Origin of the sequence: Mesorhizobium sp. CO1-1-7, assembly GCF_020164885.1 — a bacterium.
GTDB lineage: Bacteria > Pseudomonadota > Alphaproteobacteria > Rhizobiales > Rhizobiaceae > Mesorhizobium > Mesorhizobium australicum.
Genome location: NZ_JAIUHA010000006.1, coordinates 381,468 through 396,250, shown reverse-complemented (window position 1 = coordinate 396,250; position 14,783 = coordinate 381,468). Strand labels below are relative to the sequence as shown.

General features: G+C 63.9%; 18 protein-coding genes. 9 read left to right on the top strand and 9 right to left on the bottom strand.

Annotated features, from left to right (window positions below; translation table 11 throughout):
* Nucleotides 1–197 precede the first annotated feature (197 nt).
* Nucleotides 198–890: a DUF2270 domain-containing protein gene (locus LB516_RS15900; RefSeq protein ID WP_140724925.1), complete on the bottom strand. Its 693-nt coding sequence runs from the start codon at nt 888–890 to the stop codon at nt 198–200.
* A gap of 249 nt (nt 891–1,139) precedes the next feature.
* Between LB516_RS15900 and LB516_RS15895 the strand changes: the two genes are divergently transcribed.
* From LB516_RS15895 to LB516_RS15860, 8 genes are all read left to right on the top strand, one after another.
* On the top strand, nt 1,140–1,871 hold the full coding sequence (locus tag LB516_RS15895; RefSeq protein ID WP_224719923.1) for a gamma-glutamylcyclotransferase: 732 nt from the start codon (nt 1,140–1,142) through the stop codon (nt 1,869–1,871).
* A gap of 95 nt (nt 1,872–1,966) precedes the next feature.
* Nucleotides 1,967–2,290, top strand: coding sequence for an ArsR/SmtB family transcription factor (locus LB516_RS15890; RefSeq protein ID WP_140716564.1), 324 nt, complete (start codon nt 1,967–1,969; stop codon nt 2,288–2,290).
* Nucleotides 2,287–2,718, top strand: a complete 432-nt coding sequence (locus LB516_RS15885) for an SRPBCC family protein (RefSeq protein ID WP_224719922.1) — start codon at nt 2,287–2,289, stop codon at nt 2,716–2,718. The genes LB516_RS15890 and LB516_RS15885 overlap by 4 nt, the downstream gene beginning before the upstream one ends.
* Before the next feature lie 79 nt (nt 2,719–2,797).
* Nucleotides 2,798–3,190, top strand: a complete 393-nt coding sequence (locus LB516_RS15880; RefSeq protein WP_140617872.1) for a VOC family protein — start codon at nt 2,798–2,800, stop codon at nt 3,188–3,190.
* A gap of 39 nt (nt 3,191–3,229) precedes the next feature.
* The gene (locus LB516_RS15875; RefSeq protein ID WP_224597114.1) at nt 3,230–3,451 is read left to right on the top strand and encodes a hypothetical protein; all 222 of its coding nucleotides are present in this window, start codon (nt 3,230–3,232) and stop codon (nt 3,449–3,451) included.
* An 11-nt stretch (nt 3,452–3,462) separates the two neighbouring features.
* On the top strand, nt 3,463–3,891 hold the full coding sequence (locus tag LB516_RS15870) for a DUF1801 domain-containing protein (RefSeq protein WP_224597112.1): 429 nt from the start codon (nt 3,463–3,465) through the stop codon (nt 3,889–3,891).
* Nucleotides 3,892–3,923: 32 nt separating this feature from the next.
* Nucleotides 3,924–4,316, top strand: a complete 393-nt coding sequence (locus LB516_RS15865) for a DUF1801 domain-containing protein (protein ID WP_224719921.1) — start codon at nt 3,924–3,926, stop codon at nt 4,314–4,316.
* A 355-nt stretch (nt 4,317–4,671) separates the two neighbouring features.
* Nucleotides 4,672–5,766, top strand: coding sequence for an acyltransferase family protein (locus tag LB516_RS15860; RefSeq protein WP_224719920.1), 1,095 nt, complete (start codon nt 4,672–4,674; stop codon nt 5,764–5,766).
* Between the two features lie 29 nt (nt 5,767–5,795).
* Here LB516_RS15860 and LB516_RS15855 read toward each other — a convergent pair whose 3' ends face one another.
* The 7 genes from LB516_RS15855 to LB516_RS15825 all read right to left on the bottom strand — a co-directional run bounded on the left by LB516_RS15855 (nt 5,796) and on the right by LB516_RS15825 (nt 13,178).
* Nucleotides 5,796–7,778, bottom strand: coding sequence for a glycoside hydrolase family 127 protein (locus tag LB516_RS15855; protein ID WP_224719919.1), 1,983 nt, complete (start codon nt 7,776–7,778; stop codon nt 5,796–5,798).
* A gap of 85 nt (nt 7,779–7,863) precedes the next feature.
* Nucleotides 7,864–8,721 (bottom strand): carbohydrate ABC transporter permease, encoded by an 858-nt coding sequence (locus tag LB516_RS15850; protein ID WP_140617877.1) that lies wholly within the window; start codon nt 8,719–8,721, stop codon nt 7,864–7,866.
* Complete coding sequence (locus tag LB516_RS15845) at nt 8,721–9,650, bottom strand: carbohydrate ABC transporter permease (protein ID WP_140876526.1); 930 nt, start codon at nt 9,648–9,650, stop codon at nt 8,721–8,723. Before LB516_RS15845 ends, LB516_RS15850 begins: the two co-directional genes overlap by 1 nt.
* A 172-nt stretch (nt 9,651–9,822) precedes the next feature.
* Nucleotides 9,823–11,100: an ABC transporter substrate-binding protein gene (locus tag LB516_RS15840; protein WP_140716548.1), complete on the bottom strand. Its 1,278-nt coding sequence runs from the start codon at nt 11,098–11,100 to the stop codon at nt 9,823–9,825.
* Between the two features lie 74 nt (nt 11,101–11,174).
* Nucleotides 11,175–12,218: a LacI family DNA-binding transcriptional regulator gene (locus LB516_RS15835; RefSeq protein WP_224719918.1), complete on the bottom strand. Its 1,044-nt coding sequence runs from the start codon at nt 12,216–12,218 to the stop codon at nt 11,175–11,177.
* A gap of 383 nt (nt 12,219–12,601) precedes the next feature.
* Nucleotides 12,602–12,835 (bottom strand): hypothetical protein, encoded by a 234-nt coding sequence (locus tag LB516_RS15830; protein ID WP_015316770.1) that lies wholly within the window; start codon nt 12,833–12,835, stop codon nt 12,602–12,604.
* Nucleotides 12,798–13,178: a hypothetical protein gene (locus LB516_RS15825; RefSeq protein WP_140824329.1), complete on the bottom strand. Its 381-nt coding sequence runs from the start codon at nt 13,176–13,178 to the stop codon at nt 12,798–12,800. The genes LB516_RS15830 and LB516_RS15825 overlap by 38 nt, the downstream gene beginning before the upstream one ends.
* Here LB516_RS15825 and LB516_RS15820 point away from each other — a divergent pair.
* On the top strand, nt 13,159–13,656 hold the full coding sequence (locus tag LB516_RS15820; RefSeq protein WP_224719917.1) for a GAF domain-containing protein: 498 nt from the start codon (nt 13,159–13,161) through the stop codon (nt 13,654–13,656). The two genes, LB516_RS15825 and LB516_RS15820, sit on opposite strands and share 20 nt — an antisense overlap.
* Here LB516_RS15820 and LB516_RS15815 read toward each other — a convergent pair whose 3' ends face one another.
* Nucleotides 13,657–14,721: a YeiH family protein gene (locus LB516_RS15815; protein ID WP_224719916.1), complete on the bottom strand. Its 1,065-nt coding sequence runs from the start codon at nt 14,719–14,721 to the stop codon at nt 13,657–13,659. It abuts the gene before it with no gap.
* Nucleotides 14,722–14,783: the final 62 nt, after the last annotated feature.

The window sequence follows — 14,783 nt, the reverse complement described above, 5'->3', positions numbered from 1 at the left end:
TGGCCGGCCGGCTGCGCGGCCAGCGCCTGGCTTGCCGGGGCGAGGGCGACAATCGCCAGCGAAAGGGCGGCCGCGGTGCCGTGCGACCTTGTTGCCAGTGGGTGGATCATGGGTCCCTTCAAGACGCCGCCGCGGACTGACCATCACAACGCGCGGCCGGGGTTTGCGTTGCAGCCATCCATCACGAGGTATCGAACTCAGACGTGGACGTCGCCGAAGGAGAGTTCGCCGTCGTCGCCCGGTGTCAGGAAGGCGGCTGCCAGCAGGACGGCATAGAGGAGGGCAACCACGGCGACGATGACCACGCCCGGAATGGGACCGAGCGCCGCGGCGCCGACAGCTTCGCGCATCGTGCCGACAAAGCCTACCGGCACGCCTTGGTCAATCAGGCTCGGGGTCGACAGTTTGAGGATCCAGGCGAGCAGCAGGATCAGCATCATGTGCAGGTAGTTGCGGCGCAAGCGGCGCGCCAGCGCCACGCGCTGCGAGACCAGGAATTTTGGCGTGCGCAGGCTCTCACCGAGGATCAGCAGCCAGTCGGAGGCAAAGTCGGGCTGCGGCGAGAAGATCTGCGCGAAATAATGGCGCTCGAACTGGCGCACGCGGGCGCGATAGACATCGAAGAAGCGGTAGCGGCGCGCCTCGATCCACAACAAGAGCAGCACCAGCAGCATGGCGAACAGCAGCACGCCGTGATGGGCACTGGCCGTCGACAGCGACACCGACAGCATCGCCGCGACAACGGTGATCGCCCAATTGCTGGTGCGGTCGAGGCGGTCGCGCCAGCCCGCCATGCGGGCGATCTCGGCGCGATGGAAATGGGACATCACGGTGACCAGCTCGCCAGGCGAAAGCGGCCTGCCGACGGGCGTTGCCGGCGCATCGTTCATGACTTCCTCCCCGCCGACAACGCTTATGAGGCAATGTCGTTCCGAAGTGCTTGCTTCCGGCCGCTCGCGCCGGCGTAGAGCCCCGATGCCGCTGGTGTCATAGGCACGCCGAACGTCGCCCGATTTTGTTGAATCTGATCAAGCTGCTGCACGGGATGGCTCAGGTATGGATTCCAGGTTTCGAACGGTTCTGGCTCTTGAGAATCCCCTAGCCTTCAGCAACATGGCTGCCATGGCCGAGGCACGACAATGAGCAAGCCGATTTCCGCCGCACCGCGCAAATCAACGCCACGCAAGGCGCCGATGGCGCTGACCGAGGCGCTGGTGGCGCGCACCTTGCGCGTGGTCGAGGATGCCGGGCCGGTGCCGGGCATGATCCCGATGACCGATGACGACTATGCGCGGTTTCGCGACGAGATCCTGGCCTCGGCACCACCCGGGCCGCTGAAGCTGTTCGCCTATGGCTCATTGTTGTGGAAGCCGGCGGGCGAGGTGAGGGGCGGTGAGCGGGCGGTGGCGCGGGGCTGGCACCGGTCGTTCTGCTTCACGGTGCAGCGCTTTCGCGGCACGCTCGAGCAGCCCGGGCTGATGATGGCGCTCGACCGTGGCGGCCAGTGCCAGGGCATGGTGTTCGAGATCGCCGAACCGGTTGCCGCCAATCTGGAAGCGCTGCTGCGCCGCGAAATGACCATCCTGCCCGCCGTCAACGTGCCGCGCTGGCTGCGGGTCAGCACCGAAAGCGGGCCGTGCCTGGCGCTCGGCTTCGTCGTCGATCCCGCCAACCCGCGCTATGCCGGCAAACTGGACAAGCCCGCGGTCGCGGCGACGCTGGCGAACGCCGTCGGCCATTGGGGCTCGGGCGCGCAATATCTGTTCGAGACCATCCGCCATCTCGACGCCTGCGGCATACGCGACCGCAATCTGTGGCACTTGCAGGAACTGGTGGCGCGCGAGATCGGTCGCAGCCACGGCCCCATATAGCCACCACCGTGTCAGGACGCTCCAATCTTCCGCTTGACGAACATATATCCCTGTGGTTATACGTCAACCAATAGCCAACGGGTTATCGATTAGAAATGCCAGACGCTCATGACATGCTCTTCAGGACGCTCGCCGACCCGACACGGCGGGCGATTTTCGAGCGGCTGTGCCGCCAGGGAGAGCAGACGGTCGGGGCGCTGACCAGCCAGTCCGGCGTCTCGCAGCCGGCGGTGTCGAAGCATCTCGGCGTGCTGAAGCAGGCCGGGCTGGTGCGCGACCGCCATGAAGGCCGCCAGACGCATTACAGCGCCCAGCTTGCCGCGCTGGCGCCGCTGATGGACTGGACACGCCATATGGCAGGGTTCTGGGAAAGCCGGTTCGACGACCTCGAGGATTTGCTCAAAAGGATGGACCAGTGAACGATAGCGCACAGCAAACCCGCACTGTCGTCGTCGAGCGGGAGATCTCCCATCCGCCCGAAAAACTCTGGCGCGCGCTGACGCAACCGCATCTGATCGAGGAGTGGCTGATGAAGAGCGATTTCAAACCCGCCGTCGGCCATCGCTTCAACATCAGCGCCGACTGGGGCGGCGTGCTGGACTGCGAGGTGCTTGCCGTCGAGCCGCACAAGAGGTTGTCCTACAGCTGGAACCTCGCGCATCAGGACCCGGCGTTCGATCTCAGGAGCGTGGTGACTTTCACGCTCAACCCGACGCCAACGGGAACCCATCTGCGCATGGAGCAGGCCGGTTTCCGGCCCGACCAGAAGCGGGCCTATGGCGGCGCCAAGGTGGGTTGGCCGCAATTCCTGGAAAAGCTGGAAGAGCTTCTGGCGCGGACGGACTGAGGCCTCTCGGCCGAACTGAAAGCCAGACAGAAATATTAGAGGGTGGGTTTCCCGCCGGCAAAACCATGGAGAAAAAGCGATGAAGATCAAACTGACCAGCATCTATGTCGACGATCAGGAAAAGGCGCTTGCCTTCTACACCGGCGTGCTGGGCTTCACCAAAAAAGCCGATTTCAGCAATGGGCCGTTCCGTTGGCTGACGGTCGTCTCGGCCGAAGAGCCCGACGGCACCGAATTGCAGCTGGCGCTGAACGACAACCCGGCGGCAAAGGCCTACCAGCAGGCGATCTTCAAGCAGGGCCAGCCGGCGCTGATGCTCTTCACCGACAACATCAAGGGCGACCATGAGCGCATCAAGGCCAATGGCGGTGCCTTTGCCATGGCGCCTACCGACGTGACCGGCTCGACCATCGCCAAGTTGGAGGATGGCTGCGGCAATCTCATCCAGATCACCGAACTGGCGCGCTGGTAGGGCGCCGGGTTTCAACGCATAGCGCAAGAGGAGGCAGAATTGGACTGGAGCAAATGGATCAGGCAAGCGCATCGCTGGCTGTCGATCATTTTCACGATCACCGTCATCGCCAATTTCGTCACCATGGCGTTTGGACAGCCGCCGGCCTGGGTGGTCTATTCGCCACTGCCGCCGCTCTTCCTTATGCTGTTCAGCGGCCTCTATATGTTCGTGCTGCCCTATGTCGCGAAAGGACGCAGCGCACAGCGGGCCAATGGATAGGAGGAAAGCGCATGGCCAAGGCGACCCCGGCCAAGGCTGAGCCGAAGCTGCTTTCCGGTGGCAATCCGCAGATCGCCAAGGGCTATGGCGACGCTCCGGTGCAGGCCTATATCGTGGCTATGCCGGGCTGGAAGCGCGAGATGGGCGGGCGGCTCGACGCGCTCATCGAGCGCGCCGTGCCCGGCGTAAACAAGGCGGTGAAATGGAACTCGCCTTTCTACGGCGTCGAGGGCGAGGGCTGGTTCCTCAGCTTCCATTGCTTCACCAGATACATCAAGGTGGCCTTCTTCCGCGGCATGTCGCTGGATCCGGTGCCGCCGGGCGAATCCAGGAGCCAGGACACGCGCTACCTCAATATTCATGAGGACGACGCGTTCGACGAAGCGCAGTTCAGCGCCTGGGTGAAGCAGGCGAGCCTCTTGCCTGGCGAGCGCATGTAAGCGCTCTATCTTCAGTTCGAAGGAGAACCACAATGACGACCACCGAGGACAGCAAATCTCCCTCCGAGCTGATCGACGGCAGGATCAAGGACTTGGGCGACTGGCGCGGCGAGATGCTGGGGCGGCTGCGCGCGCTGATCCATCAAGCCGATCCCGACGTGGTCGAGACGTGGAAATGGCGCGGCGTGCCGGTGTGGGAGGATGCCGGCATGATCTGCACCGGCGAGACCTACAAGGCCGTCGTCAAGCTGACCTTCGCCAAGGGTGCCGCGCTGCCCGATCCCGCGCGCCTGTTTAATTCTAGCCTCGAAGGCAACACACGGCGCGCCATCGATTTCCAGAAAGGCGAGGAGGTCGACCAGGAGGCCTTCAAGGCGCTGGTACGCGCGGCGGTGGCTTTGAACAAATCCAAGTCCCGAAAGTAATCGTTCATTGTGCATAGAGGTCACGGTCGGCGCTGCCCCTCACTGTCCTGCCGGACATCTCTCCCCGTAAACGGGGCGAGAGGGCTGCCGCGAGGCCGACGCTCTTTCCGCAACGCCGGCGATTGGCGAAATCGGCGAGAACGGCGTCCCTCGCCCCGTTTACGGGGAGATGATGCCAGGCAGGCGAGGGGCAGCGCCGACGGCAGATGATTGCCAACGGCTTCAACACGGCGGCCCGCGGACGCTGCCAGCCTCACCGCAAGACAGCCGCGTTTACGATCTGGGAAGCTTGATGGTGCTAGACATCGCGGGATGATGGCTGGCCAGCCGGGCCGGCCGGTTTGGATTCGCCGCCATGAACAGCAGCCCAATGCGCATGCCGTGGGTGGACACGGCCAAAGGCCTCTCGATCATCCTCGTGGTCATGATGTACTCGGCCTACAACACCGGCGAGTATACAGGCGGCGTCGGCTTTCTCCACTATGTCATCGGCTTCGCGACGCCGTTTCGGATGCCGGAATTCTTCCTGATCTCGGGGCTGTTCCTGTCGCAGGTGATCGACCGGCCGTGGCGGCGCTATATCGACCGGCGCGTCGTCCATTACCTCTATTTCTACGTGCTGTGGGCGATCATCTCGATCGGGCTGAAGATCGGCATCTTCAGCCGGGATCCCGCCGGCATGCTGCACGACCTGGCAATGGCCGTCGTCCAGCCCTATGGCGTCCTGTGGTTCATCTACATGCTGGCGGTGTTCGGTCTTGCCGCGAAACTGCTGCGGCAGCTTGCCGTGCCCGCCTGGATCGTCATCCCGATCGCCGCCGGTCTGCAGATGTGGGCGCCGCATCCCGACAGCTACGCGGTCGAACAATTCGCCGCCTACTTCGTCTTTTTCTACGTCGGCTTCGTCATGGCCCCGCTGGTGTTCCGGCTCGTCGAATGGACGCAAGCCCGCCCGGCGCTGACCGTCGCCGGGCTCGTCCTGTGGGCTGTCGTCAATGGCCTGCTGGTCTATTCGCCAGGTTATGCCATGCAGCCGGTCGGCATGCAGATGGGCGTGGCGGCATGGCCGCCGCTGCATCTCGTCCTGGCCGTCGCCGGTGCCGTGGCGCTTTGCGTGCTTGGCGGTTTCCTGTCGAAATTTCCCGCCATGGAATGGCTGCGCTGGCTGGGCGAACATTCCCTGGTCGTCTATGTCGCCTTCACCATTCCGATGTCGCTGTTCCGCGGCGCCGCACTGGCAAGCGGCCTGCTGACCGACACGGGCTTGCTCAGCCTGGCGGTGCTGCTGGTCTCGATCATCAGTCCCATCGTGCTCTACTTCATCGTGCAGCGCATCGGCTTCGGCATGTTCCTGTTCGAGCGGCCGGCCTGGGCGCATATTGACGGCAGCGCCGCGAAAGCAGCGCCGAAAAAGCCGCTGACCGCCGCCGCCCAGTCAAGCCGGACATAACCGGCCGCCCCACGGCGTTGCCGCCGGTATCAACCATCCCGCAGCCAGACCAGCATCTCGCCGGGCTCGCGGTTGTCCCAGGCGAAATAGGGGATGGCGGTCAGGCGCGTCTCGACCCTGGCCGGCGGATCGGCGCGATAAAGGCCGTCCTGCCAGCCATCCCCGGCATCGGCTTGTGCCGTGGCTGAAAGCGTCACCACACCGCCGAGCAGATCCGGTTCGTCATGCGCCTCGATGCCGGCCGTGCGCGGCAGGGTCAGGCGATGCAGGCGATTGTCATTGTCGGTCGCCTCGACGCAGTAGATCAGCGGCCCGCGCGACAGTGCGACGCGGCCGGCATCCTGCCTCACCTCGGGATTGGCATAGAGCCGCTCGATCGGCATTTCGAGATCGAGCCGGACACGGTCGCCCTTCTGCCACCTGCGCCGGATCTCGGCGTAGCCGTCACTGGTCAAATCCTCGAGGTCGACCGTCTCGCCATTGACGGCCAGGCCGGCGTTGCCGCTCCAGGCCGGCACACGCAGGTGCAGCGTGAACTCTACCGGCGCCTGCGGCTCAACGGTGATCTCGACGGCACCATCCCAGGGATAGCGGCTCGCCTGCGTCAGTGTGACCGGTGTGTCTGCAATGTCGAAGCGGGCGGTGGAATCGCCATAGAGATGAACCGCCAGCGCGTCGTCCGCCAGGCTGTAGAAATAGCTGCCGATCGAGGCGACCATGCGCCCGATATTGGGCGGGCAGCAAGGGCAGCGGTGCCATTTCCAGCGGTTATGCTTGCCCCGGCTTTCCAGCGGGTTCTCGTAGAAGAACAGCGAACCGTCGAGCGACAGGCCCGAGATCGAGCCGTTGTAGAGCGCGCGCTCCATCATGTCGGCGTAGCGCGCGTTCGGCCCCATGCCGAGCATGCGGCTCGCCCAGAACACCAGCCCGACCGACGCACAGGTCTCGGCATAGGCGGTTTCGTTGGGCAGGTCGTAGTCGCTGGTGAAGCCCTCATTGTGCGCCGACGGGCCGAGCCCGCCGGTGATGTAGAGGTTCTTGGTGGTGAGGTCGTCCCACAGCCGGTCGAGCGCCACCCGCAGCGTGTCGTCGCCATATTCGGTCGCGATGTCGGCCATCCCCGAATAGAGGTACATGGCCCGCACCGCGTGGCCAACGACCTTGTCCTGCTCGCGAACCGGTATGTGCGACTGGCTGTATTCGTAGGTCTTGAAATGATAGGCCTTTGGGTCGGCGCCACGGGCGCGCGCCTCCTCGTCGAAATAGTGCGGCTGCTGCCCGCGCTGGTCGATGAAATATTTGGCCAATTCCATGTACTTTTGTTCGCCCGTCACCCGCGCCAGCTTGACCAGCGCCAGTTCGATCTCCTCATGGCCGCAATAGCCTTTTTTCTTGCCGGGCTCGGGTCCCAGCACCGAAGCGATGTGGTCGGCATAGCGGCACATGATGTCGAGCAGCTTGCGCTTGCCCGTCGCCTGGTAGTAGGCGACCGCGCCCTCGATGAGGTGGCCGGCGCAATAAAGCTCATGGCAGTCGCGCAGATTGGTCCAGCGCTTGCCCGGCTGGATGCGCTGGTACCAGCTGGAGAGATAGCCGTCCTCCTGCTGCAGCCTGCCGTACATGTCGATGACGGCGTCGATCTTCTTCTCCAGTTCGGGATTCTTGCGCCGGTAGAGCGAATAGGCCGCGGTCTCGATCGTCTTGCCGAGATCGGAATCCCAGAACATCTGCGTGGTCACCGTCGAGCCGGTGAAGCCGGCGGAGGCCGCCTCGTCGGGCGAGGGCGAGTGGAACGGAATGACGACGCCCGGCGAGGGCCGGTCCGGATCGATCTGCTCCAGCATGCGCGCCGCCACGCAACGGTCGTAAAGGATGTCGGCGGTGCGTGTGGCAACCGCCTCGGCGCGGTCGCCCCAGAAGCCGCGCACGTCGACCTGCGGCACCGGCAGCGGGCGGAAGGCGAGCTTCGGCTTGCCCGTCTTAGCCGTTTTTGCGGTTTGCGATCCGGTCATGAACTCACTCCATTCGATCTGACGTCTGTCTCTTGTTGGTGCATGATCTTTCCGAAAACCGGTTCCCACTTTTCGGGACCATGCTCTATTTGACGGCCCCGGCCATCAGGCCGCGGATGTAGAAGCGCTGCAAAGCCAGGAACAGGATCAGGCACGGCACCATCATCACGGTGACGCCCGCCTGCACCGCGCCCCAGTCGATGGCGCCGAAGCGGCCGGACTGAAGTGCGGTCATCATCACCGGCAGCGTGAACTTGGACTGGTCGGTCATCAGCACCAGGGCAGCAAGGAATTCGTTCCAGGCGCCGAGGAAGGCAAACAGCGCGATGGTGACGACACCAGGCCAGACCAGCGGCAGCATGACCTTTATGAGCATGGTGGCGTTGCCGGCGCCGTCCATGCGCGCGGCCTCCTCGATCTCGCGCGGCACCGCGTCGAAGGCGTTGCGCATCATGAAGATCGAGAACGGCAGCTGCAGCGTCACATAGACGCCGACCAGGCCGGTCAACGTGTTGTGCAGGCCAAGCTTGGTCAGCACCAGGAAGATCGGCGTCAGGATCGACTGGAACGGGATCATGATCGTCGACAGTATGAGGACGAAGAACAAGTCCTTGAACGGGAACCGAAACCGCGAAAAACCGTAGCCGGCGAGCACGCTGACGATGACCGACAGCATGACCGTCATCACCGAGACATAGATGCTGTTCTGCGCCGAGGCCCACAGGCCGTCGCCGAAACTGTTCAGCGTTTGATAGTTCTCCAGCGAGAAGCCCGTCGTCGGCCAGGGCGGCAGCGGCGGCAGGCGCGCCTCCTGCGCCGGCTTGAAGGCCGACAGCACCGTCCACACGATCGGCGCCACGAACAGCACCGAGGCGACGATGCCGGTGGAATGCCTGGCCAAGCGCGCGGCAAGCTTGCCTGTGCCCGATATCGCCTGCGCCATCAGTCGAGCCCCTCGGGTTTGCGCAGCAACCAGAGCTGGACGAGGCTGAGCGCCACCAGGATGACCAGCAGCACCATCGAGAGTGCCGCGCCATAGCCGAGCTTGAACGAGACGAAGGACTGGTTGAAGATCCAGTACACCGCCGTCAGCGTCTGGTTGCGCGGGCCGCCGCGCAGGATGATGTAGAACTGGTCGAAGGCAAGGATGGAGCCCGCGACCGACAGGATCAGCGCCAGCGCCAGGGTGCGGCGCATCAGCGGCAAGGTGATCGCCCGGAACCTGGCGAACGGCCCGGCGCCGTCGATGACGGCGGCCTCCTGCAGATCCTGCGGGATCGACTGCAGGCCGGTCATCAGGATGATCATGGTGAAGCCAGCGACCTTCCACACCACCATGGCGATGATCGACCAGAAGGCCGGTTGGAAGGTGGCGAGCAGGTTGAACTTCTTGTCGATCAGGCCGAGATCGTAGGCGGCGGGGCTGAACAGGCCGGAATCGACGTTGAGCAGCCACGACCACAAAAGGCTCGCCGAGGCAAAGCCGACCACCGCCGGCATGAAGAACATGGTGCGGTAGAGGTTGGTGAACGGGCGCGGCCGCTCGATGAAGATCGCCAGCGGAAAGGCGACGGCGAAGATCGCGATGGTGACGATCAGCGTGTAGTAGCCGGTGAATCTCAGCGCGTTCCAGAACCTGGTGTCGCGCAGGATTGCCCAGTAATTGCCGAGGCCGATGAAGGAGTGCTCGCCCATCAAGGGCCAGTTGTGCAGCGACATCCAGGCCGTCATGCCGAGCGGAATGACGAAGAACAGCATGACCAGCGCCACCGCCGGCGCCACATAGAGCAGGCCAATCCATTGCCGGCGGCCGACGCCGACCAGCCTTCGGGCGCGGGGCGGGGCGGTGGTTGAGGCTGTGATGGTGGTCATGGCTGTTTCCCTGGCGCTGCGTCCCCTCCTCCTCAAGGGGAGGGTCCGGCCGAAGGCCGGGGGTGGGGTCCTCCGCCAAGCGCGCCGACATCAAGGAACGTCGGAGCACTGCCGAGACGACCCACCCGGACCTGCGGTCCGACCTCCCCTCAAGGGGGAGGTGGAGGCGGCGCTACTTCTGCGGCGCCTGGTCGATGATCGACTGCATGGTCTCCTGCGCGTTTGCTATGGCGCCATCGACGTCGTCGCCGAAGAACACCTCGTTGATCATCTGCGTCCACGGGCCGTTGGCGGAGTTGATCAGGTCGTTGAACACCACCGAATACGGCGTCTTGCCCTTGGCCATCGCCTCGGCGGCGATCTGGTAGCGCGGGTCGAGCTCCTTCAGCGCGTCCTTGGCGATGTCGCCGCGCACCGGCAGGCTGCCGTATTTGGCGAGGATCGTCTGGCCTTCGAGCGAATAGGCGAAGTCCAGGAACTCCTTCACCACGGCGAGTTTCTTGGTGCCCTTGGTGACGACGAAATTGTCGCCGCCGGCAAAGGACGACCAGTTGCCATCCTTGCCCGGCAGGAAGGTGACGCCGTAGTCGACATCAGGATATTGCGTGTTGAGCGCGCCGATGGCGAAGGCGCCGGAGGGCGAGATGCCGATATTGCCGGCGGCGAAGGCGGCAAAGAAATTGGCGCCGGTGTCGGTCTGCGCGCCCGCCGGCACCAAATCCTTCTTGACCATCGAGCGGTAGAGATCGATGGCGCCGCGCAATTGCGGGCTGTCCAGCGTCGCCTTGGAGCCGTCCTCCGACAGGATGTCGCCGCCCGAGGCCCAGATCAGCGGCGTGAAGGTGAAGATGTTGCAGCCACCGCAATTGCCGGAGAAGTAGAAGCCCTTGATGTTGCCGCCAAGCGCGTTGACCTTCTCGGCGTCGGCTTCGATCTCGGCCCAGTTGGCCGGGCCTTTTTCAGGGTCGAGGCCTGCCTGCTTGAACAGCTTCTTGTTCCAGATCAGCACCGAGGCGTCGGCCGAGAAGGGCAGGCCGTAAATGCGGTCCTTGTAGGTGCCGGTCTTCACATGCGCGGGCGACAGGCTGGCGAAATAGGGAAGCGACTTCGCCCAGTCGGTGATGTCCTCCAACTGGCCGGCGGCCGCGAAGGAGGGCGTGTAGATCAGGTCGAGCGACAGCGCGTCGGGCGCCGTGCCGCCGGCCGCGGCCGCGCCATATTTCGGGATGATCTCGGCATTGGGGATGATGTCGAGCTTGACCTGGTCCTTGTTCGCCTTGTTGAAGGCGTCGACGATCCTCGGCATGAAGTTCGAGCCGTCGGCGCGTACCCAGATGTTGGCGGTTTCGGCGGCGGCAAATTGCAGGCCGCAACCCAGAACGGCAGCCGTCAACGTCAATTTGGTCAGGGCCAATTTGGTCGGGGCCAGTTTGGCAATCAAAGTCCTCATGTTCTCCTCCTCCTCATTTGGCCGCGATGCGCGGCTTGCCGCCGATCGCGGCGCTTCGTTTCTCAGCCGTCTTTTCAGCCGTCGGGCAGGCGGCCGCAGGACTGCCGCACCACCAGCCGGCACGGCAGTTTCCGGATGCCCGGCGCGGCGGGCTTGCCGCCGACCAGGGAAAGCAGGGTCAGCCCGGCCTCGCGGCCGAGTGCTGTCAGGTTCATGTCGACCGAGGTCAGCGGCGGACGGGTCGCCTCGGCCACGATCTCCCAATTGTCGAAGCCGATGACGCCGACATCGCCGGGAACGCTCAAGCCACGCTCGCGCAGGGCATCGATGACGCCGCGCGCGATCTGGTCGTTGCCGCAGAAGACGGCGTCTGGCTTTTCTCCCCCGCCATCGAAAAGGATCGTCACCGCCTCATGTCCCCAGGCTTCCGACCAGGCGCCGAGCATGGGTTCGATGACGGGCAGGCCGTTCTCGATCAGCGCGGCGCGATAGGCCAGCGCCCGTTCATGCACCACGGCAAAGCTGGCCGGGCCGGTGACATGGGCGATGCGCTTGCGGCCGAGCCGGCAGAAATGCTCGACGGCCAGCCGCGCCCCCCCGGCATCGTCGGAAACGAAGGCGACGGCGTCGGGATCGGGCTGGGTGAAGGCGTAGATCACCGGGATGCGCAAATTGGCGAGATCGATGGGCAGATGGCGGTCGATGCGCTTGCCGGTGGCGATGATGCCGTCGACGCGCTTGTCGAGCATGGCCTCGACATGGAGCTGGCCGAGGCGGGGATCCTCCTCGACATTGCACAGGAACACCGAAACGCCGGCATCGACCAGCGCATCCGAAATGCCCGACATCAGCGGCAGCGAGAATCGGCCATAGGTGTCGTTGGTGAGCAGGCCGACAGTGAAGGAGCGGCGCCTCAGCAAGCTCTGCGCCAGGCTGTTAGGCCGGAAGCCAAGGCTGCGCGCCGTCTCGCGAATGCGCTCGCGGGTCTCGGCGGTCATGCGCCCCTGGTCGTTGAGCGCCTTGGATGCGGTGGCAACGCTGACGCCGGCCCGCGCGGCCACGTCACGCAAGGTGACGGGTTTGGGAAAGACCGGAACTGGCTGATCGTCCGATGCCATCGCGGCAAAAATCCTTGGTTGGGAAAAGGTTTTCCCTTACCGACCGAAATAAAGCCCGGCCAACGGCCGAACCCCATCGGGACTGTCTGGAAAAACCTTTTCTCAACTTGAAGGCTAGGCCAGAACGGGGGACCGATCAAGAGGAAAATGGCCAGATCAGGGTTCCTCGGTACCATCCGCTATTTCGCGCGCGGCCGCGACGTTTCGCATCTTCGAGGCCGAAAGGCAGGTGAAAGGGAACGCGCCGCGGTGTGGAGCTGGACGCTCTTGCCCTTGGTCGGCAGGATCATTGCATGGCTGGAACGTCAGACGTGGCTTGAGCCGCCGCATTCCTTGACTTGGTGCAAGCCCAGCGGAAGACCGCTCACGTCCTTGGAGTGACTCTATGCCTTCTTGGCCACACGCTTCTTTTTCGGCGCCGGGTTCAGCGCTTCTGCCACGCGATCGGCTTCTTCCTTGGCCAGGCGCAATTCCCTCAGCCTTGCCGTCTTGATCTCCCTGGCCCTCGCCTCGGACATGTATTCGGCGGTTGCCTTGTTGCGCTCCGCGGTTTTCTTCTGCTTGTCGACAAAGCGGGCTTCAGCTTTTTGCATGATCGTCTGATTGCCGTCGGCCATTGAAGAAATCTCCTTCGCGCGTGAAATCGTGAAAATGAACTTCTCGATAAATAGGCGCGCGGAAGGAAAAATTCAATCTTTCGAATAATTTGGCCTCCTTGTCGGCGTCAGGAGACCGCGCTTCGAAATAATACTTTTGAAATTTTTCTCCCGCCGGAATCAAATCTTGCGCCGGGAATGGAGATAGCGCCAAGGCGCCAACGGACAGAATTTCGAACGGAAAACCGTTTCGCATTTTCCTGGAATTGCCTAGGATGGTCCGGTGGTCGTTTGGTGCAGGGTTTGCGGAAACGGAACCGCGATTCCCAGTTTGGAGACAAATCATGTTCGCGGCCCAGGCCATCGATATCTCAGACAAGGCCGCGTTCTACCGCGACCTTGCCAAGCAATTGAAGGCGCTGCTCGAGGGCGAGCACGATTCGATCGCCAACGCCGCCAACACCGCGGCGCTGATCTTCCAGATGGTGCCCGACCTCAACTGGGCCGGCTTCTATTTCCTGGCGTCGGACGAAGAGTTGGTGCTGGGACCCTTCCAGGGCAAGCCGGCCTGCGTGCGCATTGCCGTCGGCCAAGGCGTATGCGGAACGGCGGTCGAGCTCGGCACCTCGATGCTGATCAAGGACGTGCATGATTTCCCCGGCCACATCGCCTGCGACGCCGCCTCGCGCTCCGAGCTGGTCGTGCTGCTTGTGGACGAGGAGGGCGTTTTCGGCGTGCTCGATCTCGACAGCCCGCTGCCCGGCCGCTTCGACAGTGCCGACCAGGCCGGCATCGAGGCGCTGGCGGCGATCTATGTCGCGGCGAGTTCGTTCCAGGATTAGTTACCCTGAGACCTTCACCAGCATCAGGCTGAAGCCGCCGATGAACAGGAAGGCGCAGAAGGCGAGCGCCAGCGGGCGCAGGCCGCGCGAGCGCAGTTGCGAAATGTCCGCCTGCAGGCCCATGGCGGCCAGCCCCATGGTGAGCATGATGGTGGTGGCCAGCACTACCGCCTGCTTCACTTCGGCTGGTATCGTAACCAGGCTGTTCAATGCCACGACGGCGACAAAGGCGGCGACGAACCACGGCATGGGCGGGCGTGCAGCCGACTGGTCGTCACTTTTGCGGCGCGCCATCAGGCCGAGCGCGATGACCATCGGCGCAAGCATGGCGACGCGGGTCAGCTTGGCGACGGTGGCGATCTCGCCGGATTGGGTGCCGTTCTGGAAACCGGCGCCGATGACTTGCGCCACCTCATGGATGGAGGCGCCGGCCCACAGTCCGAAGGCGTGCTGGTCGAGGCCGAGCAGCGGCGCTAGCAGCGGGAAGCCGAGCATGGCGATGGTGCCGAACAAGGTGATCGAGGCGACGGCATAGGTGACGTCCTCGTCGCGCGCATCGGTGACGATGTTGGTGGCGACGATCGCCGAGGCACCGCAGATCGAGGTGCCGGCGGCGATCAACTGGGTGAGCTTGGCGTCGACGCCGATCAGCCGGCCGAGCGTGATGGTGAAGACGAAGGTGGCGCCAAGGGTCAGTGCGACGATGCCGACGCCGCCGGCGCCGATCGAGACGACCTGGCCAAGCGTCAGCTGGAAGCCGAGCAGCACGATGGCGAAGCGCAGCAGGCGCTTTTGCGAAAAGGCGATGCCCGCCTTCGCGTGCACCGGTGTGCCGAGCACGTTGGAATAGACCATGCCAGCGACGACGGCCAGGATCATCGGGCTGAACAGGGCAAAACCGGAGACATTGCGGGCCGAGAAGGCGACGGCCGTGATCATCGCCACCAGCACGATGCCGGGAATGATGCCGTTCCTCACGAAATCGAGGCGCTTGCGACCCTGCGCCAGCTCGGCGGAAATCAGGCCCTTCGGAATACCGTTCGCGGCGTGGGTCAGGGACGACAATGCAATTCTCCGTGCGAGGATGCCGGAGAAATGTCATTCCAAGACTAATCTTTCCAACGAAT

Coding starts and splice junctions, on each gene's coding strand:
- LB516_RS15900 (WP_140724925.1), bottom strand. CDS start 890: ATGAACGATGCGCCGGCAACGCCCGTCGGCAGGCCGCTTTCGCCTGGC.
- LB516_RS15895 (WP_224719923.1), top strand. CDS start 1,140: ATGAGCAAGCCGATTTCCGCCGCACCGCGCAAATCAACGCCACGCAAG.
- LB516_RS15890 (WP_140716564.1), top strand. CDS start 1,967: ATGCCAGACGCTCATGACATGCTCTTCAGGACGCTCGCCGACCCGACA.
- LB516_RS15880 (WP_140617872.1), top strand. CDS start 2,798: ATGAAGATCAAACTGACCAGCATCTATGTCGACGATCAGGAAAAGGCG.
- LB516_RS15870 (WP_224597112.1), top strand. CDS start 3,463: ATGGCCAAGGCGACCCCGGCCAAGGCTGAGCCGAAGCTGCTTTCCGGT.
- LB516_RS15865 (WP_224719921.1), top strand. CDS start 3,924: ATGACGACCACCGAGGACAGCAAATCTCCCTCCGAGCTGATCGACGGC.
- LB516_RS15860 (WP_224719920.1), top strand. CDS start 4,672: ATGAACAGCAGCCCAATGCGCATGCCGTGGGTGGACACGGCCAAAGGC.
- LB516_RS15855 (WP_224719919.1), bottom strand. CDS start 7,778: ATGACCGGATCGCAAACCGCAAAAACGGCTAAGACGGGCAAGCCGAAG.
- LB516_RS15850 (WP_140617877.1), bottom strand. CDS start 8,721: ATGGCGCAGGCGATATCGGGCACAGGCAAGCTTGCCGCGCGCTTGGCC.
- LB516_RS15845 (WP_140876526.1), bottom strand. CDS start 9,650: ATGACCACCATCACAGCCTCAACCACCGCCCCGCCCCGCGCCCGAAGG.
- LB516_RS15840 (WP_140716548.1), bottom strand. CDS start 11,100: ATGAGGACTTTGATTGCCAAACTGGCCCCGACCAAATTGGCCCTGACC.
- LB516_RS15835 (WP_224719918.1), bottom strand. CDS start 12,218: ATGGCATCGGACGATCAGCCAGTTCCGGTCTTTCCCAAACCCGTCACC.
- LB516_RS15830 (WP_015316770.1), bottom strand. CDS start 12,835: ATGGCCGACGGCAATCAGACGATCATGCAAAAAGCTGAAGCCCGCTTT.
- LB516_RS15820 (WP_224719917.1), top strand. CDS start 13,159: ATGTTCGCGGCCCAGGCCATCGATATCTCAGACAAGGCCGCGTTCTAC.
- LB516_RS15825 (WP_140824329.1), bottom strand. CDS start 13,178: ATGGCCTGGGCCGCGAACATGATTTGTCTCCAAACTGGGAATCGCGGT.